The organism is Vibrio sp. D54 (assembly GCF_021728075.1).
GTDB classification, from domain to species: domain Bacteria; phylum Pseudomonadota; class Gammaproteobacteria; order Enterobacterales; family Vibrionaceae; genus Vibrio; species Vibrio alginolyticus.
In genome coordinates, this window is record NZ_JAKKCS010000013.1 from 24,730 (window position 1) to 49,107 (window position 24,378).

Annotated in this window: 22 protein-coding genes; 10 read left to right on the plus strand and 12 right to left on the minus strand. The window is 45.6% G+C overall.

Going from position 1 to position 24,378, the window contains the following annotated elements:
• Positions 1 to 118: 118 nt before the first annotated feature.
• On the minus strand, positions 119 to 427 hold the full coding sequence (gene bolA, locus L3V37_RS16510; protein WP_005380262.1) for a transcriptional regulator BolA: 309 nt from the start codon (positions 425 to 427) through the stop codon (positions 119 to 121).
• 242 nt (positions 428 to 669) lie between these two features.
• On the opposite strand from bolA, the gene L3V37_RS16515 reads away from it, so the two are divergent.
• The 4 genes from L3V37_RS16515 (at position 670) to L3V37_RS16530 (ending at position 4,395) form a co-directional block, all read left to right on the plus strand.
• Complete coding sequence (locus L3V37_RS16515) at positions 670 to 1,824, plus strand: methyltransferase (protein WP_237306616.1); 1,155 nt, start codon at positions 670 to 672, stop codon at positions 1,822 to 1,824.
• Between the two features lie 32 nt (positions 1,825 to 1,856).
• A complete protein-coding gene (locus L3V37_RS16520) occupies positions 1,857 to 2,426 on the plus strand; it encodes a YajG family lipoprotein (RefSeq protein WP_005380259.1) in 570 nt (189 codons plus the stop codon).
• The gene (locus L3V37_RS16525) at positions 2,426 to 2,971 is read left to right on the plus strand and encodes a peptidylprolyl isomerase (RefSeq protein ID WP_237306617.1); all 546 of its coding nucleotides are present in this window, start codon (positions 2,426 to 2,428) and stop codon (positions 2,969 to 2,971) included. Before L3V37_RS16520 ends, L3V37_RS16525 begins: the two co-directional genes overlap by 1 nt.
• Positions 2,972 to 3,042: 71 nt before the next feature.
• Positions 3,043 to 4,395, plus strand: coding sequence for an MFS transporter (locus L3V37_RS16530; RefSeq protein ID WP_237306618.1), 1,353 nt, complete (start codon positions 3,043 to 3,045; stop codon positions 4,393 to 4,395).
• 63 nt (positions 4,396 to 4,458) lie between these two features.
• Here L3V37_RS16530 and L3V37_RS16535 read toward each other — a convergent pair whose 3' ends face one another.
• The 4 genes from L3V37_RS16535 to L3V37_RS16550 are packed head-to-tail and all read right to left on the minus strand — an operon-like array spanning position 4,459 to position 7,695.
• Positions 4,459 to 5,118 (minus strand): ChrR family anti-sigma-E factor, encoded by a 660-nt coding sequence (locus L3V37_RS16535; RefSeq protein WP_237306619.1) that lies wholly within the window; start codon positions 5,116 to 5,118, stop codon positions 4,459 to 4,461.
• Positions 5,115 to 5,699 (minus strand): RNA polymerase sigma factor, encoded by a 585-nt coding sequence (locus L3V37_RS16540; protein WP_167415401.1) that lies wholly within the window; start codon positions 5,697 to 5,699, stop codon positions 5,115 to 5,117. Before L3V37_RS16540 ends, L3V37_RS16535 begins: the two co-directional genes overlap by 4 nt.
• 44 nt (positions 5,700 to 5,743) lie before the next feature.
• Complete coding sequence (locus tag L3V37_RS16545; protein ID WP_237306620.1) at positions 5,744 to 7,102, minus strand: DUF4397 domain-containing protein; 1,359 nt, start codon at positions 7,100 to 7,102, stop codon at positions 5,744 to 5,746.
• On the minus strand, positions 7,099 to 7,695 hold the full coding sequence (locus L3V37_RS16550) for an LON peptidase substrate-binding domain-containing protein (RefSeq protein WP_005380253.1): 597 nt from the start codon (positions 7,693 to 7,695) through the stop codon (positions 7,099 to 7,101). The genes L3V37_RS16545 and L3V37_RS16550 overlap by 4 nt, the downstream gene beginning before the upstream one ends.
• A 323-nt stretch (positions 7,696 to 8,018) precedes the next feature.
• Here L3V37_RS16550 and L3V37_RS16555 point away from each other — a divergent pair, with 323 nt between their 5' ends.
• The 4 genes from L3V37_RS16555 (at position 8,019) to csdA (ending at position 11,670) form a co-directional block, all read left to right on the plus strand.
• On the plus strand, positions 8,019 to 8,864 hold the full coding sequence (locus L3V37_RS16555; protein ID WP_005391741.1) for an outer membrane protein OmpK: 846 nt from the start codon (positions 8,019 to 8,021) through the stop codon (positions 8,862 to 8,864).
• 108 nt (positions 8,865 to 8,972) lie between these two features.
• Entirely contained in the window at positions 8,973 to 9,863 is an 891-nt protein-coding gene (panE, locus tag L3V37_RS16560; protein WP_237306621.1) for a 2-dehydropantoate 2-reductase, read from the plus strand.
• Positions 9,860 to 10,459 (plus strand): DJ-1 family glyoxalase III, encoded by a 600-nt coding sequence (locus L3V37_RS16565; protein WP_046874990.1) that lies wholly within the window; start codon positions 9,860 to 9,862, stop codon positions 10,457 to 10,459. Before panE ends, L3V37_RS16565 begins: the two co-directional genes overlap by 4 nt.
• Complete coding sequence (gene csdA / locus L3V37_RS16570; protein WP_237306622.1) at positions 10,459 to 11,670, plus strand: cysteine desulfurase CsdA; 1,212 nt, start codon at positions 10,459 to 10,461, stop codon at positions 11,668 to 11,670. Before L3V37_RS16565 ends, csdA begins: the two co-directional genes overlap by 1 nt.
• A 33-nt stretch (positions 11,671 to 11,703) precedes the next feature.
• Here the strand turns inward: csdA and L3V37_RS16575 are convergent, their stop codons facing one another.
• The 5 genes from L3V37_RS16575 to L3V37_RS16595 form a co-directional block, all read right to left on the minus strand.
• On the minus strand, positions 11,704 to 12,624 hold the full coding sequence (locus tag L3V37_RS16575) for a sensor domain-containing diguanylate cyclase (protein ID WP_237306623.1): 921 nt from the start codon (positions 12,622 to 12,624) through the stop codon (positions 11,704 to 11,706).
• Between the two features lie 309 nt (positions 12,625 to 12,933).
• A complete protein-coding gene (gene csdE, locus L3V37_RS16580) occupies positions 12,934 to 13,362 on the minus strand; it encodes a cysteine desulfurase sulfur acceptor subunit CsdE (RefSeq protein ID WP_017636016.1) in 429 nt (142 codons plus the stop codon).
• Positions 13,363 to 13,381: 19 nt separating this feature from the next.
• The gene (tcdA, locus tag L3V37_RS16585) at positions 13,382 to 14,191 is read right to left on the minus strand and encodes a tRNA cyclic N6-threonylcarbamoyladenosine(37) synthase TcdA (RefSeq protein ID WP_237306624.1); all 810 of its coding nucleotides are present in this window, start codon (positions 14,189 to 14,191) and stop codon (positions 13,382 to 13,384) included.
• Positions 14,192 to 14,290: 99 nt separating this feature from the next.
• A complete protein-coding gene (gene mltA, locus L3V37_RS16590) occupies positions 14,291 to 15,394 on the minus strand; it encodes a murein transglycosylase A (RefSeq protein WP_012841480.1) in 1,104 nt (367 codons plus the stop codon).
• Between the two features lie 273 nt (positions 15,395 to 15,667).
• A complete protein-coding gene (locus L3V37_RS16595) occupies positions 15,668 to 16,123 on the minus strand; it encodes a DUF2850 domain-containing protein (RefSeq protein WP_005380234.1) in 456 nt (151 codons plus the stop codon).
• 162 nt (positions 16,124 to 16,285) lie between these two features.
• Between L3V37_RS16595 and argA the strand changes: the two genes are divergently transcribed.
• Together argA and L3V37_RS16605 are read left to right on the plus strand one after the other, a co-directional pair.
• Complete coding sequence (gene argA / locus L3V37_RS16600; protein ID WP_012841478.1) at positions 16,286 to 17,623, plus strand: amino-acid N-acetyltransferase; 1,338 nt, start codon at positions 16,286 to 16,288, stop codon at positions 17,621 to 17,623.
• Positions 17,624 to 18,040: 417 nt separating this feature from the next.
• Positions 18,041 to 18,229 (plus strand): hypothetical protein, encoded by a 189-nt coding sequence (locus L3V37_RS16605; protein ID WP_005380230.1) that lies wholly within the window; start codon positions 18,041 to 18,043, stop codon positions 18,227 to 18,229.
• A gap of 34 nt (positions 18,230 to 18,263) precedes the next feature.
• Here the strand turns inward: L3V37_RS16605 and recD are convergent, their stop codons facing one another.
• Complete coding sequence (gene recD, locus L3V37_RS16610; protein WP_237306625.1) at positions 18,264 to 20,411, minus strand: exodeoxyribonuclease V subunit alpha; 2,148 nt, start codon at positions 20,409 to 20,411, stop codon at positions 18,264 to 18,266.
• Positions 20,411 to 24,085, minus strand: coding sequence for an exodeoxyribonuclease V subunit beta (recB, locus tag L3V37_RS16615; protein WP_237306648.1), 3,675 nt, complete (start codon positions 24,083 to 24,085; stop codon positions 20,411 to 20,413). The genes recD and recB overlap by 1 nt, the downstream gene beginning before the upstream one ends.
• Positions 24,086 to 24,378: the final 293 nt, after the last annotated feature.

Here is a 24,378-nt window from a genome sequence, read left to right on the forward strand (position 1 = left end):
AAACACTGTTAACACATTTTTTAACCAGAATTTGTGCCACGTTAACGTCCCTAAAGAATGTAAAACGAAAAAAGATGGCCTTAAGCCACCTTTCTCTGCACCTTTATATCTTGCGTTTTTAGTGACCGCCACCCATACACATCGGGCTATCAGGGGCGCCATCTTGTTCACGCTTCCACTCTTCATCAGTGTATGTATGAATAGCTAATGCATGAATGTGGTTATCCAGTTCATCTGCCAAAATTTGATGAACTTGACGATGGCGCCCAATCAAACGCTGTCCCGCGAACGAATCACTCACAACAATCACTTTGAAATGACTCTCTGAGCCTGGTGGCACATTATGCATGTAGCTCTCATTAATGACTTTGAGATAGCTGGGTTGCAGCTCACTGTGTAGTTTCTTCTCTATGATTTCTTGGATCATATTCGTTCCTCATTGATGCGAATTCCATAAGTATATACCTAAGTAAAGCAGACATGCATCACTCAAACGTCACTCTCATTATTGACGCACTTTGTAGACATATTGTCTCAAGGCGCTCGACTCCATGAACTGCCTAAAGAGCAGCCATCACTGAACTCGTAAAATTTGACAGCTTTTTGTATCTCGACACGTCATCATTTGCGACAATAACACTTAATTTCTAAATCAACTTACATTTAGCTATGAAAACCGAACTGAACCTTCACGAGCGAAGCTTAACACTTCATCGTTTCCCAAAACGTAGTAACGAAACGCTACAAGCGTGGGATGCCGGTGATGAGTATCTTATTAATCATGTTGAAGAGCTTGCTTTGCCAGACAATCAAAACATCCTCGTGATTAATGACAGCTTTGGTGCCCTCTCCTGCTGGTTTTCGGAAAAGCACCATGTAACGCTAATGAGTGATTCATTCATCTCACATAAAGGTGCACAGCAAAATCTCGAGCAAAACCAGTGCAATAAAGTAGCATTTGCCACCACGATGGCCCCTGTTCCTGCCAATATTGATCTCGTCTTGCTGCAACTGCCCAAAAGTAACCGCCATCTAGTGTGGATACTAAGCCAATTAAGAAAGGCGCTACCGGCTTCCTGCCCCGTCATTGCAGTCAATAAAGCGAAAGACATTCATACTTCGACGCTAAAACTGTTTGAAAAATACTTAGGCGAAACAAAAACATCTTTGGCCTGGAAAAAGCACAGATTGGTGTTTTCTCAAGCAACAGTTGAGCCTCCGATTGAAGTAATGCCTTTCACGACTTGGCGCGTTGATGGCGAAGATATCGAACTCAAGAACATGCCAAATGTCTATTCAGGAGAAAGTTTAGATTTAGGTGCACGCTTTATGCTGCAGCACCTGCCTCAAGACCCTTCGATAGACAATGTCATCGACCTCGGCTGCGGCAATGGTGTTCTGTCTGTTAAATTTGGTCAGTTGAATCCAAATGCTCGGCTAACATGTGTTGATGAAAGTTTTATGGCGCTTGAATCAGCAAAACAGAACCTACGCGACAACCTTGGTGAAAATAGAGACATACAGTGCATAGCGAACAATTGCTTGGACGGTTTTAAACACAGCAGCAGCTCTATGGTTATGTGTAATCCACCGTTTCATCAACAACAGGCAATCACCGATCATATTGCTTGGCAAATGTTCTGCGATGCTAAACAAGTATTAAGTGAAAATGGCCGTTTACTGGTTATCGGAAATCGTCACCTCGGGTACGACGCAAAACTCAAACGTCTGTTTGGCGATAAAAATGTGAAACTTATCGCTTCCAACAATAAGTTTGTGATTTTACAGGCTACAAAAAATCCTGCTAAATTAAGCGCAATATAAGCTTTAGCAAAATAGTTAAAAGGAATAATAAAATGAGAAAATTGGTACTTGCGGCTTCGGTTGCGTTGCTTGCTGCGTGTTCAGCCCCTCAACAACCTCAGCTGAACCTGATGCCAGAAAGCACATTGAGCACCAATCCAATTGTTCAAGGCAAGACTTACAGTTTGACCAGCAAAGATGTACGTGCAGCGCAGTACGTGGCGTTGGTGGATAACGGCCGTTCGAACATTCTTCCTCTTCATGCTAAACAGAATTTACGTATTGCGTTAGAAGAAGCATTAGAGAAGCAATTCTCATCTCAAGGTTTCCATGCGGATCTAAACAGCAACAACGCGATTGAATTGAGCGTTCAAGAAGCGTTGGTCAACGTGAAGCATTCGGTGATGGAAAATGAGATGGATGCTAAAGTTGTGCTGGAAATCACAGCAGAGACACCTGAGGGCAAGCTAGTCAAAACTTATACGGGTACAGCAAAGCGATCTGGCACATTGAGTGCTTCTGATGCCGATATTGAAGAGACATTGAATGATGTGGTGACATTGACGCTTAAAGAAATTGCCAATGACCCTGAGCTTCGTCAATACATGCAGGAGCGTTTCTAATGTTACGCAAAGCGATTCTGTCTTTAGCATTACTCAGCTGCAGCGTTTGGGCTGGACCAAAAGTAGCGTTTGAAACGACACTTGGCTCATTTACGGTTGAGTTAAACGAAGAGAAAGCACCTATCACTGTCGCTAATTTTCTGAAATATGTAGAAGATGGGAGCTACGAAGGTACTATTTTTCATCGTATTATCCCAGGCTTCATGGCACAAGGTGGCGGCTTTAACCAAGATATGCAGATGGTGAAAACATACGCGCCAATCAAAAACGAAGGAAATAATGGTCTAAACAATGACCGTGCTACCATCGCCATGGCACGAACTAATCCACCAAACTCTGCAACTCGTCAGTTTTTCGTCAACTTAGTCGACAATAACTTTCTCAACTATGGCGCTCGACCACCAGGTTATGCTGTATTTGGTGAGGTTACTGAGGGGTTCGACGTTATCCAGAAAATGGCTCAGCAGCCGACCACGACAGTAGGCCGAATGCGTGATGTACCAGAGACGCAAATCGTCATCACCAAAGCTACACTACTTAAATAGCCAAAACGATAAGCCCTTTGAATAATCGAAGGGCTTTCTCTTTCAACGGCTTCATTTTATTGGATTGATTTATGTCTTCATTACCTTCCATCACTTGGTTGGATACGGTAAAAAGTTACCTCGATAAACGACTCATGTGGGTTTTCATGCTGGGCTGCTCTAGCGGCTTTCCGTGGGTTCTTATCGGTTCAAACATGTCAGGTTGGCTAAAAGATGCCGGCTTGACCCTCTCCGCAATTGGCTATTTTGGTAGCGTTTTTGCGGTCTATGCGATCAACTTTCTGTGGGCACCTCTGGTTGACCGCGTGAAGCTGCCAGTCCTCTTTAGACTGCTGGGGCAAAGACGTAGCTGGATTTTCTTTTGCCAAAGTATCGTACTCGTCGCTACCCTATTTATTGCCGGCGTTAATCCAGCGGAAAACTTGGTGTTTGCGTCACTACTCGCCTTGTGTATTGCAACGGCTTCAGCGACACAAGACATCGCAATTGATGCTTTTCGTATTGATACTTTCCCAAAGTCAGAAGAGTCTAAACTGCCTCAAGCTTCTGCAATGGCGGTCATTGGCTGGTGGACAGGTTATTCACTACCGGGTTATTTAGCGTTTGTTAATGCTGACAGTGTCGGTTGGAATGGTGTGTATTACGGGATGGCGGTGATAGTCGGCATTCTAATGGTCTTTACGATTTTAGTCGGTGAACCGAAGACTCAACGCGAACAACTTCAGTCTGCCGCTGAACAACGCCACAAAGAAGTGGTTGGTTCAAAAGTCGTAGCTTGGTTTACCGTGACTGTTGTAGAACCTTTCCTTGATTTCTTTAATCGCAATGGCGTCCGTGTTGCGATTACTCTGTTGCTGTTCGTTTTCCTATTTAAAATTGGCGAAGCGTTTTTGGGCAGGATGTCGATCGCGTTCTATAAAGATATTGGTTTTAGCAATGAACAAATTGGCTATTACTCCAAACTGATCGGTTGGGGAGCCACCATCTTCTTTACTTTTGTCGGAAGCATGTTCAACGTTAGGTTTGGTATTGTACGTGGATTAATGATCGGTGGTATTGCTATGTCTGCCAGCAACTTGATGTTTGCTTGGATTGCTTCGGTAGGCCCAAACGAGCACTTGTACTTAGCCACGATTATTGTCGATAACTTTACGACTGCTTTCTCAACTGTCGCTTTTGTTTCATTTTTGACGATTCTAACCGGACAAGCATTTTCGGCAACTCAGTATGCGTTGCTTGCCTCTCTAGGAAACTTCGGACGGACGACTCTTGCTTCTTTCAGTGGCGAGCTAGTGGATTATCTTAATGATTGGAGCACATTCTTCGTGCTTACCGCTGTCATGGTCGTGCCAAGCTTGATTATGTTGTACTCGCTACGACATTACTTTGATGCTCTATTGGAAAAAGCACGTCACAAGCATTAACGAAACATATAAAAAACCACCGAATTCGGTGGTTTTTGTTTTGCGAGATATAAGATAAGAGGTCTATGGGTATAACCCTTTACCAAACATATTAAATATACGTGCCACGCCTTGAGTAAAGATCATCGGCTCAGTCAATACGGTTAAACACAAGCAGTCTTCTCCGGCCTTAGTGTAAGGGCTGTGCTTCACTGATGCGTCTCTAATCATCAAATCGCCCTCTTCATATTGGCCATCCTCGTCACTAAATCCACCATGTAGGATCAATGTAGACTCCAGGCCTTTGTGCGTATGTTGAGGAATTTGCACATCTTCCCCGATGTACATTAAGCTGACACGAGCGTCTTCCCCTAGGTCAATCTGAGCACTGAAAACCTTGCCTCCGTAACTTCTCCATGACCCTACGAGGTCAGAGAAACGCGCTAGAGTTTTAGGAAGAGCGAAACTTTTTCCTGCCACATTAACAGCAGCAGAGTCGCGGATCATGATGTTATCAGTCGCTGGCTCCGCGTTGATGATGTCATTGAACATGTCGTCAAATTCAGAAACATACTCAGAAGGTATGTCACTTACGATGTTCGCTTGACTTGCTTCGACTTGGTTCACATAAGCTCGGCACTTGGTGCATGTTTCTAAATGGGTTGCGACCACAAGACCAGAAACTGCATCAATGCTTCCCGAAGCGTATGCTTCTAACAAGCTGTTATCTGGGTGTTTGTTCATAGTTGCTCCGTATGCATTGAATGCCTTAGCTTTTCTACTGCAAGCCTCAGCCTGGATTTTACGGTACCGAGGGGTATATCAAATAATTCCGCGACCTGTTGATGAGGTAGCTCTTCAAGATATACCGCTTGTAAAACATCTCTCTGGTTTTTCGGTAATATATCTAAAAACTTAACCACCTGTTCTTTCAACATATCTTGCTCTGGTGAATAGTGATCAACAAGATCTGGTGGATAATACTCTGACGGCCAAATGTCATCAGAATGAATGTGTAATTCCTTGCCTTTCTGTTTTCTCAGCAAATCAAAACAAAGGTTTCGGATTATGGTATATATCCAAGTCGATAACGCGCTCTTTTCCCCATCATAGAGGTGCGCTTTCTGCCAAACTGTCGCCATGGTCTCTTGCACCATCTCCATAGCAACTTGCTCATTACCAACATGTTTGTAAGCGAATTGCTTCAGCTTGGGTGCGTAAAAACGGAATACAATAGCGAACGCGTCTTTGTCTCGAGCCTTCACTTTATCCATGTAATCGTTCCAATCACTGCGCCCCAGTTTTTTCGGGCTATCACTCATCATAATCGGCCTTAATTTGTGGGAGGAGTCTCCTCCTCCCATTCTTCCTAATCGGTCACGTCATCGACCAACAAGTTGAAACCACCGTTGTTCCCATCATCAATGGCAACGACTTGGTACACAACACCGTTCATTACATTGACTGGTGCTGAGTCAACCGCAACAATACTTGGGTTACCAGCCACTGTTACCGTTACATAATATGTACCTTCAGCGACATATAATCCTTGTACGCTATCTTTATACGCAAAATTAGCAATAGTTGGATCACTTCCATCTATTCCTGCACTCGTAGTGAGGTAAATATCCACCATTTCCGCTATAGGATTAGCCGCCGCGTGTGTCACATTCAACGTCGCGCTAGTCGCCACAGCGCGTCTCATATCTTCAACAACCAGAGCTTCGATATCAATCGCTGGGCTAACAACACCGACTGCGTAAACACTGTAATCCATTCCACCCGCAACCATTAAACCGTCAACATCTATGATCGGATTAGTTGTTGTGCCATCCACGTAAACGTCAATATCGTAAGCGCCAGCAGCAAGATCCAAATAACCACGAATCTCTTTGAACGCTAAGTCGGCAAGAGGAGCGAAGGCCGCCCCGTTAACGTTAACATCGACGACTGGCGCTCCATCAACAAGGTGTCCGACTCTTACTTCAGCTTGGCTGCCCATATCTTCAATTATAGAAGAGCCCGAACCGTCCAACACCAAGAGTTTGACAGGTGACGTGCTATTCGAATCTCCTGTGCCGATAGCGGCAATCGTCAAGTTGGAATTAGCCGCAAGAGATACTGTGCCCGAGTCAAAAGCAACGCTGTCTCCTACGGCAAGTCGAACTTGATACTCACCAGCTGGGATGTTCAATACGTCGGTAGAAGCTTTGTAAGCAAGGTTAGTTATTGGAGTCGCGCTAGCAAGAGCAACACCTGGCTCAGTGACATAAAGATCAACAGCAGGAACGCCTGAAGCTGCATGAACAACTTGAACATCTAAACTATTGGCATCAGCCATTGAATCGGCGCTGCGAGTCACAACTAAAGGCTCAACTGGGTTTGGCGAACCATCGGCATCGCCAACAACGAACACGTTATAATTGAGGTCGGAATCAAGGTCTAGTTCTGTTTTAGGTATTACGGTCGCGGTTTCATTACCTGGGAGCTGAACATCGACCTGAATCGAATTCATCCCCTCTCGCAATTTAACGTAGCCAGATCCCACACCATAATCAACATTCGTTAATGATGGTTTATCGTTTATCCACACATTTGCAAGCGGCGCATCAGAAGACGCATGTACTGCTTGCAAATTGGAATACTCGATGGTGTCGCTGTCGGAGCCACACGCCGCCAGTCCTAATGCCGCAACAATAGTTAGCGCAGCTTTATTAAATCCTTTCATATCCTTGCCTCTTTGTTAGTCGGGGCTTCTATGGCTTCTGTCAGAAATTGCAACGCAGGAATGCAGTTCTCTGCGCCAACGAGCTGTTCGAACAGATTGCAGTCTAAAGGAAGTAATTCAAGCCAGCGCTGGGTCACCCAAGCTGAGTCATCGTAAAAACGATGCTGGTAGAGGTTTCCAAGTTGAGGAAACTCTTCATAAACATGGGATAACTGCTGGCTTAAATAGAAGAAATCTGGTGAGTTGTCTGGATGTTGCCAATTGTCTAACCATTCGACCTCTGCATGGCGTAAGCCGTCCGCATCTGCACGAACTCGTTTGACAACAAAGCGTTTCTCACCAGCGACTGTAATACCAAGAAGACCATCACTGAGCGTTTCAAAATCAACGATCCTGACCAAAGTTCCGATAGATGAAACATTTCCCACGTCTTTAGGGTCACCTTCACTACCTACTAGGCAAACTCCAAAACCCACATTTTGTAGGCTGCATTCCTTTACCATTCGCTTATATCGTGGCTCAAAAATGCGCAGATTCATTTTACCTTCAGGGAGTACAACTGAAGTGAGTGGGAATAACATGACTTCTTTCATTCAAACGTCCTCTTTGATTCACGGATACATACGAATCCCTTATCACTCCGATCACTAACGATTTATGTTGGTTAATCGACTGGCTTAAAAAGTCATAAAATCGCTTACGCAAACGATCCAAATCACATATTTATTGCAATCAAATGCAACAAACAAAAAGTTCCGTAAATAAAGATAATTTCGTGACACAACTCACCAAAAACGTTCAATTTTGCACCCTTTATCACTTTCATTTGGGATTTTTATCGCTATTATTCCCGCCAATTGGAAAGCGCAGCATAGATTGCGTGTTCTGAATCATTACAAACATAGAGAGTCCCCTTATGCGTAAATCACTTTTAGCTCTTAGCCTTCTAGCGGCTACTTCAGCTCCAGTTATGGCGGCAGATTACTCTGACGGCGATATCCACAAAAACGATTACAAGTGGATGCAGTTCAACTACATGTACTCAATTGATGAAATGCCACGAGTTAAAGGCGCTGACGACAACGCTCACGATTACCTAGAAATGGAATTTGGCGGTCGCTCTGGTATTTTCGACCTATACGGTTACGTAGACGTATTTAACCTAGCGACTAAAGATAACCAAGATAAGTCAATTGAGAACGGCGCTCCTGACAAGATGTTCATGAAATTTGCACCACGTATGTCTCTAGATGCAGTAACTGGTAAAGACCTATCTTTCGGTCCAGTTCAAGAGCTATACATTGCATCTCTAATGGAATGGGGCGGTAACAACGGTGGTGTAAACAACCAGAAAATCGGTTTAGGTTCTGATGTAATGGTTCCTTGGTTAGGTAAAATCGGCCTAAACCTGTACAGCACTTACGATGGCAACAACAAAGGTTGGAACGGTTTCCAAATCTCGACTAACTGGTTCAAACCATTCTACTTCTTCGACAATGGTTCATTCATTTCTTACCAAGGTTACATTGATTACCAATTCGGTATGGATGATGATGCTGGTAACAAATTTGGTACTACCGCGTCAAACGGTGGTGCAATGTTCAACGGCATTTACTGGCACTCAGATCGCTTCGCGGTTGGTTACGGCCTGAAAGCATACAAAGAAGTATATGGCGTAAAAGACGGTCTACAAGTCGCTCCAGGTGTTGAGCTAGAATCGACTGGTGTAAGCCACTACCTAGCTGTAACTTACAAGTTCTAATTGAACCACTAAGTTTGCTCAAAAATGGCGCCTTTCGGCGCCATTTTTATTTGCTTTCCTTTTTTCCCTCATTATCCTTGCAGCAAACCTTTTTAATGAGAGCGTTTGGTGAATATCCTTATCCTCGGTCCAGGTGCGGTCGGCTCACTCTGGGCAACAAAATTTAAGCTTGCCGGGCACAATGTTTCATTGTGGGGAAGAAGTTCAGAGAGACAACAATCACTTCAGTTGGATGACACACCCGCAATCGTATTCAGTAATCAAGATATTTCTTCCGTAAATAAAGCAGATCTCATTTTGATCACGGTAAAAGCTTGGCAAATGGAAGACGCCATTCAGCCTTTACTGCCTCATATCAACGCAGACACGATTATCATGCTGATGCACAATGGTATGGGTACCGCCTCTGGCGTGGAGAAGGCTCTGCCAAACAATCCTATCGTGCTCGCCACAACGACGCACGGCGCATACAAACCAGATAACCAACACGTACTGCATACCGGTCACGGAACAACGCAAGTGGGTGGTTATAATGACAAAGGAATGCAGTGCGCTTTTCTGCAAGATGTTATGCATCATGCTCTTCCAGAGGCCATTTGGAATCCACAGATCCAATCTGCGTTATGGACTAAGTTAGCAATTAACTGCGCGATTAACCCACTGACTGCGATTCAGCAGTGTAAGAATGGTGAGCTTGCGCAGCCCGAGTTTAAGATACAACTCGAAAGCATCACTCAAGAACTGGTTGAAGTAATGAGTAAAGAAGGTATTGCTATCGAGTTTCGCTCTCTTTTCGATACGGTCATGCAAGTGGTGAACGCCACAGCTGAGAACTATTCTTCAATGAGACAAGACGTATTCCATCAGCGTCGAACGGAAATTGATTTTATAACCGGATACTTGTTAAAGGCTGCCGAGAAACATCGCATCAATACGCCTGAGAATTTAAAACTTTACCAACGCATCAAACAAATAGAACAAAGCTGGACAGAACAATGAGTAAGAAAATCTTAGTGCCAATCGCTCCGGGCACCGAAGAAATGGAAGCCGTCACCGTTATCGACATGATGGTTCGCGCGGGTTATGACGTTACGGTAGCGAGTGCTGCTTTTGATGGCTCATTGACGATGAAAGCTTCTCGCGGAGTCACACTAACAGCCGATTGTAAACTGGTCGATATCGCTGATGATGAGTTTGACGCCATAGCGCTTTCTGGTGGTGTTGGTGGTGCAGAAATTTTTCGTGATAGCACGGTGATGATAGAAATCCTTAAGCAGCACATCTACGAGGGAAAATTGGTCGCTGCTATCTGCGCAGCACCGGCGTTGGTATTGCAACACCATGATCTTTTCCCACAATCACTGATGACCTGTCACCCGAGCTTTCAGTCACATATCCCGGAAGAGAAGTGGCGCAGCAAACGCGTGACCTTTGATATCAACCACAACCTGATCACTAGTCAAGGTCCGGGTACAGCTTTAGAGTTCGCGATGGAAGTAATCATTCAACTCTCAGGTAAAAAACACGCATGGTCAGTTGCTGAACCAATGCTCCCTCTGCCTACTCTACACTACCACAAGCTTGGTGAAGAATAATGTTTGACGTAAATGTTGTACGTGAGCAATTTCCCGCTCTAAATCAATCCGTCAACGATACGCCCTTAGTGTATCTAGATAGCGCAGCGACAACGCAAAAACCGCAATGTGTGATTGATGTCATCAGTCATTACTACAGTGCGCAAAATGCCAATGTTCACCGTGGCAGTCATAGTTTAACGGCTAATGCCACCAGCCAATTTGAAGCGGCACGAGAACGAGTGGCAAACTTTATTGGTGCAAACAGCTCTAAAGAGATCATTTGGACACGGGGCGCAACCGAAGCACTGAACTTAATTGCTCAGACTTACGCCCGCAGCACGTTACAACCGGGTGATGAGATCTTGATTAGCGAGATGGAGCACCACGCTAACATCGTGCCTTGGCAAATCGTGGCAGAGCAAACGGGCGCCAAAGTCATAAAAGTTCCAATGACATCAGATTGCCAGTTCGACATCAGCGCATTTAAGGTGCTTCTGTCTGACCGCTGTAAAATTGTTGCTTGCGCACAAATAACCAACGTAACAGGCACACGCCAACCTATCGAAAAAATCACTGAACTGGCGCACAACGTTGGCGCGGTTATTGTAGTTGATGGCGCGCAAGGCATCGTACATGAGCAACTTGATTTATCGGCATCAGATATCGATTTCTACGTTTTCTCAGGTCACAAACTTTATGCACCAGCAGGCATTGGGGTTTTATACGGCAAGCTTGAACTTTTGGAAGCTATGCCACCATGGCACGGCGGCGGTAAAATGGTTGAACGTGTTTCTTTCGAGAAAACGACGTTTTCTGCACTTCCTGGTAAATTTGAAGCGGGCACACCAAACGTTGCGGGCGCGATTGCTCTAGCGAAAGCCATTGAGTGGTACCAAGGTTTTGACCATCACGAAGTAGAGGATCATCTCCATGTGCTTCAGGATAAGGTCTACCAAGCACTAAGCGCGTTGGATGACATCCATATTCTAGGCTATCAACCGAATGCCTCTGTACTGACGTTCGTCATGGACGGCGTTCATCACCAAGATATTGCGACGCTGCTCGATCAACAAGGCATTGCGGTACGAGCAGGACACCACTGCGCTCACCCATTGATGGATGCACTAAATGTGAAAGGCACGGTACGCGTTTCTTTTGGTATTTATAACACGGCTGAAGATGTGGATAAACTCATCGCCGCCGTAGAGAAAGCCGTCGACATGCTATAACGCCAACGGTTTGATTTGGAGTAACCAACAAGGTTACTCCATCTGCCTATCCAGAGTCGCCACGCAATTTCTGCCATTTCTTTTCGCAGCATAAAGCGCTTGATCTGCATGCGCATACAAGCGTTTGGTGGTTTCATTTCTGCCTATTTCCACCACGCCTACACTCACCGTGACCGGAATTTCAATCTTTTCAAATTCGAACTGACAATTTTGAATGTGGGAACGTACTTCCTCTCCTACCTCTTTCGCCGCCGACATAGAAGTTTCAGGCAAAATAATCGCAAACTCCTCCCCTCCGACTCTTGCAAAAATTTCGTCTTTGACGAGTAAGTGAGAAACCAAATCAGCTAAGGTCTCTAAGACATAATCCCCCGCATCATGACCACGTTTATCATTGATGACTTTAAAAAAGTCCAAATCAAACAATAACAACGCGGAGTGATAATTCGGCTCTTGAGCTTTAATGACCTCTTCTGTGAGCTTTTCGAAAAAGACACGTCGATTGTAGATGTTGGTAAGAGCATCAATTTGGCTTTGATGGCGAAGAAGGGTTTCAACTCGGTGGCGATTGGAGATGTTGCGTGTAAGAATAAGGACAACGCGACGACCCCGGTATTTTATAGCGAGTGGGCAGATCTTGCCTTCGTAGTATAGGTCGCCTTTTGGCCCACTGTTCGCATCTATTCCCTGAATGCTGTCGGCGCACATCTTGTACTCGATCGTCACAATACTGTCTTGATTGAGTGACCGATTGATCTGTTCGATAAACCAGTCGGCTTGCTCTTTCTCAAGTACACTGTGCAGCGTCTTACCTATCAAATTGCTTCCATCGTGATAGGCTTTTTTGTCTGTTCCTCCAAAAACATCAATATAGATACCATCTTCACTCAGAATAAAAGTGGGGTCTGGCATTCCGGATAACACGTCTTGCGCATGTTCCAAGGTGAATTGCATACAGGGAGGTTCCTAGCGTTTGTATCTAAGTAACCCAATCGCCTCCAAATGTGTTTCAACATTGGGGAATAGGAGCGGATGGGGCATATGTCTATTATCTAATATAGACATATTTTAAATACAATTGAGTTTATAAAAACCAAGTGGGCAATATAATGAACCAGGATCAATAGAATGGTTAATTAACGCTAAAATAGTCGACCATTTGCATACTTTTTATCCATATGCAAAAAATATCTCAACTCAGATACAAAAAACGCCAAACAGTTAGGCTATTCGGCGTTTTTTAAGAATTGGGAAAATGACTCGTTACACGGCGGTTTGCTTAATCTGCTCTACAATAGCTTTCAAGCCATTACCACGTGACGGGCTTAAATGGGAGACAAGCCCCAGCTGATCAAAATAAGCATCAATATCAAATGCTTGAATTTGATCGGCCGTTTTTCCGTCATAAGCCGCCATCACCAAGGCAATCAATCCACGGACGATACGCGCATCGGAGTCCGCACAAAAATGCCAAACGCCATCTTGCTCTTGGCTCACTAACCACACCAAGCTTTCACAACCCGAAACGGTAACTTGTTCTGATTTCAGCTCTTCTGGCATTTGTGGCAGCTTTTTACCCCACTGAATAACCTGACGGTAGCGATCTTCCCAGCCTTGAAATTGTTGCATAGTCGCTACAATATCTTCGCTGGTGATATCTGTACCAAATGGAGAAACGGGAAAATCTGTCATGATGCGCTCTTCTTCTAGTTTACTTCTTATATTTTGAAATCAACTTCTCAACGATTCGCGATACCGCGACAAAGCCAAACGTTGCAGTTACAACAGTCGCCGCACCAAAACCGCTAGCACAATCCATACGTTTTGGGCCTTCCGCTGTCGACTTCACACCACACACTGAACCGTCTGCTTGAGGATACTTCAGCTGCTCGGTTGAAAACACGCAATCAATACCAAACTTACGAGCCGGATTCTTAGGGAAGTTATGATGACGACGCAAAGTGTCTTTGATTTTCTTCGCTAGAGGATCTTGGATCGTTTTCGTTAAATCAGCGACCATGATCTGCGTTGGGTCAACCTGACCACCAGCGCCCCCCGTAGTGATCACTTTGATCTTGTTGCTGCGGCAATACGCCAACAAAGACGCCTTCGCTCTTACGCTGTCAATCGCATCTAGCACGTAATCAAACTCTTTGCTTAAGTACTCATGTTGATTGTCTGGCGTGATGAAATCATCAATCAGATTGACTTTACACTCTGGGTTGATCAATTTGACACGCTCGGCCATCACTTCAATTTTGCTTTGGCCAACGGTGCCCGTCATCGCATGAATTTGGCGGTTAATATTCGTGACACAAACATCATCCATATCAATCAGAGTCAACTCACCGATCCCAGTACGGGCCAGCGCTTCGACCGCCCATGAACCCACGCCACCAATACCAATAACACAAACGTGTGCAGCGCGAAGAATGTCCACTTCACTGTTGCCATAAAGACGACGAGTGCCGCCAAAGCGTTGATTGTAGCTGTCAGATGCTGGGGTATCGAGTTCACGCATATTGAAGTCCAGATGATCGATAGAAAAACAAAGAGTGCGATTTATACGCACTCTTTGATGAAATGTCTAGATAAGAGGCGGTTCCTCTTTCTTGGGTCGCTATTGTAGCTTTTCTGGCGGTAAAGCCCAAGGCGCTTGAGTTGGTGAGTTTTCCAGCCCAAGTTTCCACACTCGACCAAAATGCTTGTAGTGCCCTGCTTCCGTTCCCGCTCTCGCACCAATACCATGATACAGATCCAAATGGTTCTGTTTTACCGCACCACCAGTGTCTAAAACGATCAGCATTCGCAGTTGATGCGCACCGCTCCACGTACCATCCGCATTCAGCAATGGTACTTCCGCCAAGATTGGTGTGCCCATTGGTAAGATAGAACGGTCACCCGCGACCGCGGCCATTGGCAACAAAGGAATACCAGCCGACCCCGTTACTGGCGCTTCCGCTTTTGGCGCAAAGAAGACGTAAGAAGGGTTTTGCTCCAACAACTCGCGTACTGTTGCGTCGTCGTTGTCCATTACCCATTCTTTAATCGCTTTGAGAGACATTTTTTCACGCGGCACTTCACCACGTTCAATCAAAATGCGGCCAATACTAACGTAAGCTTTATTATTTTTCCCTGCGTACGCGAAGTACTCCAACGTATCATCATCTTCAAAATGCACATAGCCACTGCCCTGCACTTCCATCATAAACGGGTCAATACGGTTAGGCGCATAACCTAGCACTAAACCTTGGCCATCTAATGCCCCGTTGTAGATCTCCGCACGAGTCGGACAATCTGATGAGCAGTTTGGCTTGCCATAAACTGGGTACTTAAAAATGTCGTTTGGTGTATGACGCAGCTCCATCACGGGAGAAAAGTATCCGGTAAACAGCACATTACCTTTTTTATCACCACCACCCAATTGCGCGGCTTGAATGCCAAACGCACTCAACGCACTGGTATCTCCGCTCTGTTGCGCCCACTCACTTAATCGTTGATATAGCGGTTGGTACATCTTCGCCATGGATGGTGACTTTATCACCACTTGCTCAGCTTGCTTGTTAAATTCAGTAAAATCGCGTGGTTTGTTAGACTCAACCACATCCACTTGATTGAGGATCTGAGGAAACTCACCATCAAGATATTGCTGAGCACGATCATTTTGTTGAGCACAGCCAAAGAGTAGGCTCAAAGAGATAATAGGAAGGAGTTTTTTTAACACGTGTCTTTTCCGTAAAAGAGAATAGCAAAAGGATGGCAAACAAATGCTTACGGTGCAATTGAAAAGCAACGACAAAATGTTTCAACGCTAAGCCAATCCGTTTACTCGTTGTAAATTCATTCAGTTAATGCAACATGATAACAGCGGAAGAATTACGGAATTGTCCGGATTATGTTTGGAAGTAAAATTTACTGATTGAGAGATGAAATTGTGATCATCCATATGGCTCACAGACGCAAGAGAGCTCTGCTTAAAAGACAATAATAAAAACGACTATCTTACCGCTATCCTTGCACGCCCCTCTAAACGGAATACAGGTAGATAATGAGCATTGGCATCCAGCTTCATTTCTGCATGCTGCTTACCCACAAAATTGAAGTGCCGCTCATTTGAACCCACTCGATACGAAAACGAATCCCCATCGAATTCAAAACTGGTCGCCACTGTAGAACCATTTACGGTAACACCGCGCTCACTCAACACAAATTCTTCACGAGCATAAGGCGCAACATCTTGCTCAACCCAGCGACCATAAATTGTCGATTTGGGAATGGGCGGATTAATGGTTCGAGTAATCAAATCACTATACAGCATGCACACGACAACGGTTCCAACTATCGCTATAAGCATGAGAGAACGCTCTAGCCACTTACGAAGCATTGATTTAGATGACGTTTTTGACAGATTTGAAGCAGTGATCGCAGCATTCTTATTAACAGCAGAAGACATGAGGTTCACGTATTGAGGAAAGACGCCACCATTGTAACCTTCCCTCTTAACGGGACCAAGAACCTACCTCAATATGTTTGTGCTTTATTCCAAAATTTCACCTTGCCACCAAGTGAATAAAAAGGCATTATTTTGACATAATTAAACAAAGGAATGGCTGTAGTGAAAATTCGTAGTACTGCTCTCGTAAAAGGATTCCGTCAATCAACACCTTATGTCAATGCTCACCGCGGAAAAACCATGGTGATCATGCTGGGCGGAGAAGCCGTCGCACACAAAAATTTTGGCAATATTATAAATGATATCGCACTCATGCACAGCCTCGGAATCAAAGTCGTTGTGGTGTATGGTGCACGTCCTCAAATTAATCAGCTGCTAGAAAAACAAGACCTCACTACGCCTTACCACAAAAATATCCGCATTACGGATGAATCGGCTTTATCTGTTGTTATGCAAGCTGCCGGACAACTTCAGCTTGCAATTACTGCGCGCCTATCAATGAGCCTCAACAATACTCCGATGGCAGGTACCCAGCTCAATGTCGTTAGCGGAAACTACATCATTGCTCAGCCACTCGGCGTTGATGATGGTGTGGACTATTGCCATAGTGGACGCATTCGCCGCATTGACACCGATGCTATCAACCGCACTCTTGATCAAGGTTCAATTGTTCTGCTAGGTCCCATTGCTAGCTCTGTGACTGGCGAGTGCTTTAACTTACTTTCTGAAGAAGTCGCCACCCAACTAGCGATAAAGCTGGGTGCGGATAAGCTGATTGGTTTTTGCTCCGAACAAGGTGTCATTGATGACAACGGCAATGCTGTCGCCGAGTTACTGCCAATTGAGGCGGAGCATGTCATCAAAACGCTCTCTGAAAATACGTCTCCTGATCTAGATTACAACACAGGAACACTGCGCTTTCTTAAAGGCTCTATTGCAGCTTGCCGTGCCGGAGTACCTCGTAGCCACTTGATCAGTTATAAAGTAGATGGCGCCTTAATTCAGGAGTTGTTCTCTTTCGACGGTATCGGAACCCAAGTCGTTATGGCGAGCGCTGAACAAGTGAGGCAAGCTAATATTGACGATATTGGCGGTATCTTAGACCTCATTCGTCCTTTAGAAGAACAAGGTGTACTCGTTAGGCGCTCTCGAGAGCAGCTAGAGCAAGAGATTGGAAAATTTACCATCATCGAAAAAGACGGTTTGATTATTGGCTGTGCTGCCCTTTATCCATACCCAGAAGAGCGTAAAGCTGAGATGGCTTGCGTAGCGATTCACCCTGACTATCGTGATGGAAACCGAGGTTTGTTACTGCTCAACTACATGAAACATCGTTCTAAATCCGAAACCATTGATCAAATTTTTGTCCTCACGACACACAGTTTGCATTGGTTCAGAGAGCAAGGTTTTTACGAAGTCAGTGTCGACTATTTGCCTGGAGCCAAACAAGGGTTATATAACTTCCAGCGTAAGTCCAAAATCTTAGCGTTAGATTTATAGCTTAACCTTAAATCAGGGAGCGAAACTTAACGTTCCACTATACCAACTAACCTCAAAGGGCAGGATTCAGTTCATTGACGCTCAACCCTGCACATCGAGCTTGTTTAGGAACGAGTTTGTTTAGGAGTAAGGCCACACATAAACCCTATTCCGGACTAGCGGGTCATCATGTAAACCCAACTTAGAAATGCGCAAACCATTGCTTGATTTTTGTTCCAATTTTATCTTTTAAATATACATTTGGTTGGCTATACTCTGCTCGCTAGTGATTGGTTTTTAACCAACACGAATGGATCTAGGTGATGTTATGTAGCCTTCACCCTAAAATACTGGGCAATTAAAAAACTAGTTAGCTCCGTATTGCACACCAAGGACAGTTGTTAATCTGACTTTAAATAAGCCGAGACGAGCACTGTTATGAGAACAATCATTTGTAATTCGCTTCAAAGCTTCTGGGATATGGCTGACAATCAGTTTTTAGAAGGCCTAGACGTCCACTGTGTTTTCCCCGTAAATGACGCTATCCGAGATTTTATTCTTGCTTATCAACAGCAATACAAAATACGCAGCGTGTCTTTTACCAATGCGTTTGCAAAACATGCATAAAAGAAGACCGAGCCATAAGCTCGGTCTTCTTGTTTTAGTTAGTAAGCCGCTGTACTAACCCACTCGCACGAGTGGTTTTCACCTTAATGCCTCGCTTCAGAACATTAAGTTCGGCGTAAAGAGCTAAACGCTTTTTCGCGCGGGTAATGCCTGTGTAAATCAACTCACGGGTTAATATCGGGCTAAAGTCTGGTGGCAAAATCATCAGGGTGTAATCAAATTCACTGCCTTGCGATTTATGGATGGTCATGGCGTAAGCCGTTTCATGTTCAGGTACTCGGCTCGGTAAGACCGATTTCACACTGCCGTCAGGTAACTCAAAAAAGACTTTCAAACGCGGTTCTTCTTCACTGTCATCTCGCATGCAAATACCAATATCACCGTTATACAAACCTAAACCGTGATCATTACGCGTAACCATGACGGGTCTGCCGTGATACCAAATTTCATCCTGAACTTGAATGAACTTGCGCGCCGCGAGCGCTTTCTCGATGCGCTGGTTTAGCCCAGCCACACCAAAGTCACCTTCACGGATCGCGCACAGCAGTCGGCATTGGTTGAAAGTATCTAACACCGCTTTGGCTTTGTGCGTTAGCGACTCTGGCTTTCCGGTTTTAGGATCAGTTTCCTGTTGTCCAATGCGTTTGAGGTAACGACCGTATTCCTGCACCAACGTCTGCATCATTTGGTTGTAATGTTGACTACTTAGCGCGAAATGTTCGATGTCAGAAAAGTCACGCGCCCAGACGTTATCTACGCTCGCAGCAGAACCTGAGTTAACCGCTTTTGCCAACTGACCAATGCCTGAGCGAGCATCAAATCGGTAGCTCTTTTGCAGCATACATAAGCTATCGGCAATGCTGGAGGCACTGTTCCCCGTATGGGCTAAAGTATCGAAACCCGTCAGTTTTGCGATGGCTGACGCCTGCTCTTTGCCATAACCCAATGCATGGAACGAACAGATATCACCCAACACTGCCCCTGCTTCAACTGAGGCAAGTTGGTCTTTATCACCTAGCAAAATCAGCCGCGCATGTTTCGGTAAGGCATCGACCACTTTGTACATCATTGGCAAATCGACCATCGACGCTTCGTCGATAACCAAAATATCCAAATGCAGTGGATTTTGCTTGTTGTGACGAAATTCTGCGCTATTAGGAATCGCGCCCAGCAACCTATGTAAGGTACTAGATTCAGTCGGAATTTTGGCTTTTAGCTCCGGAGAAACTGGCAGTTCTTGCACTGCTTTACCAATGGACTCGGTTAATCGCGCCGCCGCTTTCCCCGTCGGGGCCACCAGCTTGATGGTTAGATTTTTCTCGTGCGTCGCCTGTTCAATCAAAGCAGCAAGCAATTTGGTTACTGTCGTCGTTTTACCCGTACCAGGGCCACCAGAAATCACAGCAAATCGACGGGTTAACGCAACTGCCGCCGCGACTTTTTGCCAGTTCACGCAAGCCGTGAGTGGTACGAATTCATCCAGTATTTGCAAATCCTGAACCTTGCGCGCATTGCTAAGCACGGAATCAATGGCGTGCCAATCCAACGATTCGCTTGCGACCACATCAAGGTGGTCACACACCAATTGTTGACGCAACACTTGGTTGCTGCTTCCCGCTTCTACTGCTTTGCCTAACGCGTTAAACAGAAAATGGTATTGACGTGCAAACAAATGGTTGAGTAACTCGGATAATCGCGCAAACTCTTGTGGTTGCAAGTTAACTGCGGCGCCCAACTGATTGAGCTTTTCCGCCAGTGTCACTTCATAATGCCAATAGCGGTGCAGATACAGACGCTCGCCATCGAACATCAGCGGTAAGGCTTCTCCTTGCGCGCCGACCACTGTGGAATTTTTTAATACTTGAATCCAGTCTATGCCTTGCAACTGTGTGTTGAGGGCCAATGCCGACTCACCAAACAGCCCTAGCTTACTGGCTAAATCCGTAGATTGCCCTTGTGCATCGCACAGAGACAGACAGATATGTCCTTTACCAAGCTCACTACTGACAACACCAGCGATAAACGCCAGTGCTTGGCTGTCCGACTGTTCATCATGCGTTTGAGAATCAATAAAACAGGCGAATTGGTAGTCGAGCTGACGAATAGCACCTTTGTGCGCCAAGCGTTCCAGCACTACCAATAGGCTATCTTGGTCAGCATGAAGATTGTGATTTGTCGTCATTATAGTAGCTCCATCTGCCCGGCTTGAGTTGAGCGCGTTTCAAGTGCTTGACCATCAATCAAACGATCCATCTCTTGTAAGAACTCTAAGGTTGGTTTCGCGGCAAAAATGCCGTGGTCACTCTGCCCGTCCATGCCGCGCAAGAACAAGTAATACACGCCACCGAAGTGCTGTTCATAATCATAATTGGCCAATCGGCTACGTAGGAAACGATGCAGGGCTAACGCATAAATCTGGTACTGCAAATCGTAGCGGTGATCTGCCATCGCCGATTTCAGAGCCTCACCATGGTAGCTCGTTACGTCGTCGCCAAGATGATTCGATTTCCAGTCAAGTACGTAGTATTTACCTTGATGTTCAAACACCAAGTCGATAAAACCTTTGAGCATGCCTTGCACGGTTTGGAAACCTAAATCCCCCGCTTTCGCCGACAACGGATCGTGACGTTGAATGACTCGGTTTAACGCCGGTGCAGACAAAACTTCAATCGGCAACAAAAATTCCATCTCCACCAAACGTTGCGACGGTGCTTTTTGATTCAGCAGCAAAGACTTACCATCCAACGGCGTTGCGAGTACGGTATCAATCAATTGCTGTAAAATGGGTAACCACTCTTCATCGAGCTGTTCGCTTTCCATCAAACCAAGGATGATTTGTGTATTCTCTTCCGTCGTGGCTGGCTGAGTAAATTCAATTTCCTCAAACAGGCTGTGCAGGAACGTACCCGGACGCGCACCACGAGGGAAGGTAAAAATCGAACGCTCTGGCTCCACCAAATCCGCTTCGTCTTGTTCTTCAGATGAGTCGATATCGAAACCTGTAATCTCAATCGTGGCATCATGCTCGGCGTGATGGGAGCCTTGCTTGACCAAGCCAGAGTAACTGGTGATGCGCCAGTTTCTGTCGATAGGGTTTTGCAGTTCTTTCGCACTAAGATCGTGTACTTCTTCTTGTGGCGCTACGTACTTGTCTTCGAGTTGCTGCGGCGGATCGGCCACAACGACACAATCAAGCTCGTCTTGTTGCTTTGTTAAACCTTGGTGCAAATCGTTAATGCCACCTTCTTGACCATTCTGAATCAAATAGCCAATCGCACTGCGGTGTACGCCAGTTGGCTCTTTGGTCGAACGACCATTGCGCAAAGGCGAGGCTCCAATAAAACACGCATACACAGCACGCGTTAGTGCCACGTATATCAAGCGTAAGTCTTCCGCCAAACGCTCTTTATCCGCTTGCTTCATGGACGCATCGTTGCCAGTGATATCCAGTACCGTGCGGTCATTGGCTGCATCGTAATATTTGGCTTCACTGGCTTCTCGATAGCTGAACACAAACGGCAGAAATACGAGGTCATACTCCAAGCCTTTTGATTTGTGAATAGTTACGATCTGCACTAAGTTACGTTCCGATTCTAAACGTTGGATTTGGTCATCACTGCCACCCAAACCGTTTTCCGCATCACTGATGGACTGAGCGAGCCAACGCAGCAGACCGTGGTCGCTATCCAGTTCATTACTGGCTTGTTGAAGCAGTTCACCGATGTGCATTAAATCGGTAAGTACTCGCTCACCATTCTCACCCTGTGAACTCGCGCCTTCTTCTAGTAATCGCTCGGCGATATGGCGTTTGCTGATCACCGCGCGCAACATCGGCAGCACACCACGTTGAACCCAAAGTTTGCGATATTCTTTGAATTCGTTTACGGCGTTTTCCCACACAATTTCATCGTTATTAAGTGCATCCAAACTTGCTGCGTCGAGGGCAAACAGCTCAGAAGCAAGACTTGCACGCAGCGCACGGTCATTTTCTGGCGTCAGCACCGCTTGCAGCAGACGCTGTAGATCCTGCGCCACCGAACTGGTAAACACACTGTCTCGGTTAGACAGGTACACGCTGGCAATACCTTGGTCTGCCAACGCTTGTTTGATCATTCGACCTTCGCTACCTGTTCGAACCAACACCGCAATATCGCCCGCTTGAACCGCTTTCTGTTTTTCGCCATTCACCAGACACGCTTGCCCCTGTTGAGCCTGCGTCAAAATGGTTTGGATTTGGCTTGCGGTCGCCTCTGCCATTCGAGTCAAATACTCGCCTTTTGGTAGCGGTTTATCGTCCGCTTCTTGCAACCAATAAGTCAGCGCCGGTTGCTTTTGGCCACCCATAGTCCAAATGCGTTTTTCGGCATTGGGACTGTACTTAACGGGTAAGAACGGAATATCCGAATCGTAGATAAATGGACTATCAGGCAAGGCAAATACTTGGTTTACCGCCTGCACCATATCTGCGCTAGAACGCCAGTTGGTCCCAAGCGTGTAGTGGGCACTTACTTGGTTACGCGCTTTGATATAGGTGAAAATGTCTGCGCCACGAAAGCCATAAATCGCCTGCTTGGGGTCACCGATCATAAACAAACCACATTCCGGGTTGTTCAGATAAATACGGCTGAAAATACTGTATTGAAGCGGATCGGTATCTTGGAACTCGTCAATCATTGCGACAGGATACAAAGTACGAATACGCGCCGCTAAAAGCTCGCTTTCGTCCGTATCGATAGAAGCAGAAAGTTGCGTCAGCAAATCATCAAAAGAGAGCCACTGTTTTTGATTTTTCGCGTTAGCCAGCATCACACGACAATGTTCAATCGCATGAGCAAGCAGTGGCACTTTTAAGCTGATTGGGTTGGCAAGAAATGTTTCAATGGCTTCAAATACCGCATGCTGCGGCGCACTGCCTTTCGGTGTTTTTTCCAACAAGACGTTTTGCGCGAATTTCTCCAGCTTGTCTGGATAATCGTAACCTGTAGTTTCCGTTGCCGCCCAAGCGTTTACCGCCTCCAACCACGTCGGCAGAGACTTTTTGGTGTAGCTGCGTTTGTTAATATCTGAATCTGAAATCAGCGTTAAGAAGTCATCTTGGCTTTCTCGCCACTGTGCTTTTAATACATCAATTTTTTTCAAATTTTCAGTATGAAGATCAGCCAAACTGCCTTTCATTGCAGGAACAGAAAGGCTTAACGGCGCACCGGTTAAGTAATTGCTGATGTCAGACAACAACGCAGATGGAGAGCCCCATAGCTGGCGGATTTCTCCCGCCAAAGTAAATGGCAATGGGTAGAAATTGCGGCGCCAGTAATCGGCTACAACTTGCGCTTTTAGGTGGCTTTCATCGGTCACAAACTCGTTATTAAATCGGCTGCCAGATTCAAACGCATTTTGCGTTAGCATACGTTGGCAAAAACCGTGAATGGTGTAGACCGCCGCCTCGTCCATCTGACGCTCTGCCTGCAATAAAATTTCTGCGGCTTGCTTGTGATCGTCAAACTCATTAAGCAAAGGTTGGATCACCGGATCGGAACTCTGTCCACGCGCAAACGCGATTCGCGCATCATGGATTCTTGCCCTGATACGATCGCGTAATTCCGCAGTTGCCGCTTCGGTAAAGGTTACGACCAGAATTTGGTCGACCGTAAGCGGTACGCGATGTCGAGTTTCCACGCTGCCATGACCAAGCAAAAGACGCAGATATAAACCTGCAATAGTGAAGGTTTTACCTGTACCTGCTGATGCCTCGATTAACCTCGCACCGTGCAGAGGAAACGTCATCGGTTCTAGTGGCGTTGGTTGAGGTTGCTCTGTGCGGTCTAACGTATGTAGAGGACACTCTGCACCTGACATTTGATCCATAACGCTGAATCTCTCCGGATTATTTACTAGGACGTATCACCTAATAAATGTGATCTATAGTTAAAAATTCTATTAATATGTTTAACAAGTTGGATAATTTAGAGCTTTGTGAGATCTTTCTCACGGTTATCCATAAGACGTACCGTTAGTATGCGCCCCACGAGATAAGCCAAACCTTTTTGGCAACACAACTCAAATGAATTAAACAAAAGTATCATGGTCCCTCTGACCTTGTGGCCGTACAGCGAACGCCCTACAAAAAATAATGATTTTCTGGCGGCCAC

Bases quoted from the DNA above. Each gene is read 5' to 3' on its own strand.
- L3V37_RS16545 (WP_237306620.1), bottom strand. From the start codon at position 7,102: ATGAAAGGATTTAATAAAGCTGCGCTAACTATTGTTGCGGCATTAGGA.
- L3V37_RS16535 (WP_237306619.1), bottom strand. From the start codon at position 5,118: ATGAACAAACACCCAGATAACAGCTTGTTAGAAGCATACGCTTCGGGA.
- csdA (WP_237306622.1), top strand. From the start codon at position 10,459: ATGTTTGACGTAAATGTTGTACGTGAGCAATTTCCCGCTCTAAATCAA.
- tcdA (WP_237306624.1), bottom strand. From the start codon at position 14,191: ATGCGTGAACTCGATACCCCAGCATCTGACAGCTACAATCAACGCTTT.
- L3V37_RS16595 (WP_005380234.1), bottom strand. From the start codon at position 16,123: ATGTCTTCTGCTGTTAATAAGAATGCTGCGATCACTGCTTCAAATCTG.
- L3V37_RS16550 (WP_005380253.1), bottom strand. From the start codon at position 7,695: ATGAAAGAAGTCATGTTATTCCCACTCACTTCAGTTGTACTCCCTGAA.
- recD (WP_237306625.1), bottom strand. From the start codon at position 20,411: ATGACGACAAATCACAATCTTCATGCTGACCAAGATAGCCTATTGGTA.
- bolA (WP_005380262.1), bottom strand. From the start codon at position 427: ATGATCCAAGAAATCATAGAGAAGAAACTACACAGTGAGCTGCAACCC.
- L3V37_RS16525 (WP_237306617.1), top strand. From the start codon at position 2,426: ATGTTACGCAAAGCGATTCTGTCTTTAGCATTACTCAGCTGCAGCGTT.
- L3V37_RS16605 (WP_005380230.1), top strand. From the start codon at position 18,041: ATGAGAACAATCATTTGTAATTCGCTTCAAAGCTTCTGGGATATGGCT.
- L3V37_RS16555 (WP_005391741.1), top strand. From the start codon at position 8,019: ATGCGTAAATCACTTTTAGCTCTTAGCCTTCTAGCGGCTACTTCAGCT.
- L3V37_RS16575 (WP_237306623.1), bottom strand. From the start codon at position 12,624: ATGCAATTCACCTTGGAACATGCGCAAGACGTGTTATCCGGAATGCCA.
- L3V37_RS16515 (WP_237306616.1), top strand. From the start codon at position 670: ATGAAAACCGAACTGAACCTTCACGAGCGAAGCTTAACACTTCATCGT.
- L3V37_RS16530 (WP_237306618.1), top strand. From the start codon at position 3,043: ATGTCTTCATTACCTTCCATCACTTGGTTGGATACGGTAAAAAGTTAC.
- L3V37_RS16565 (WP_046874990.1), top strand. From the start codon at position 9,860: ATGAGTAAGAAAATCTTAGTGCCAATCGCTCCGGGCACCGAAGAAATG.
- csdE (WP_017636016.1), bottom strand. From the start codon at position 13,362: ATGACAGATTTTCCCGTTTCTCCATTTGGTACAGATATCACCAGCGAA.
- L3V37_RS16520 (WP_005380259.1), top strand. From the start codon at position 1,857: ATGAGAAAATTGGTACTTGCGGCTTCGGTTGCGTTGCTTGCTGCGTGT.
- L3V37_RS16540 (WP_167415401.1), bottom strand. From the start codon at position 5,699: ATGATGAGTGATAGCCCGAAAAAACTGGGGCGCAGTGATTGGAACGAT.
- recB (WP_237306648.1), bottom strand. From the start codon at position 24,085: ATGTCAGGTGCAGAGTGTCCTCTACATACGTTAGACCGCACAGAGCAA.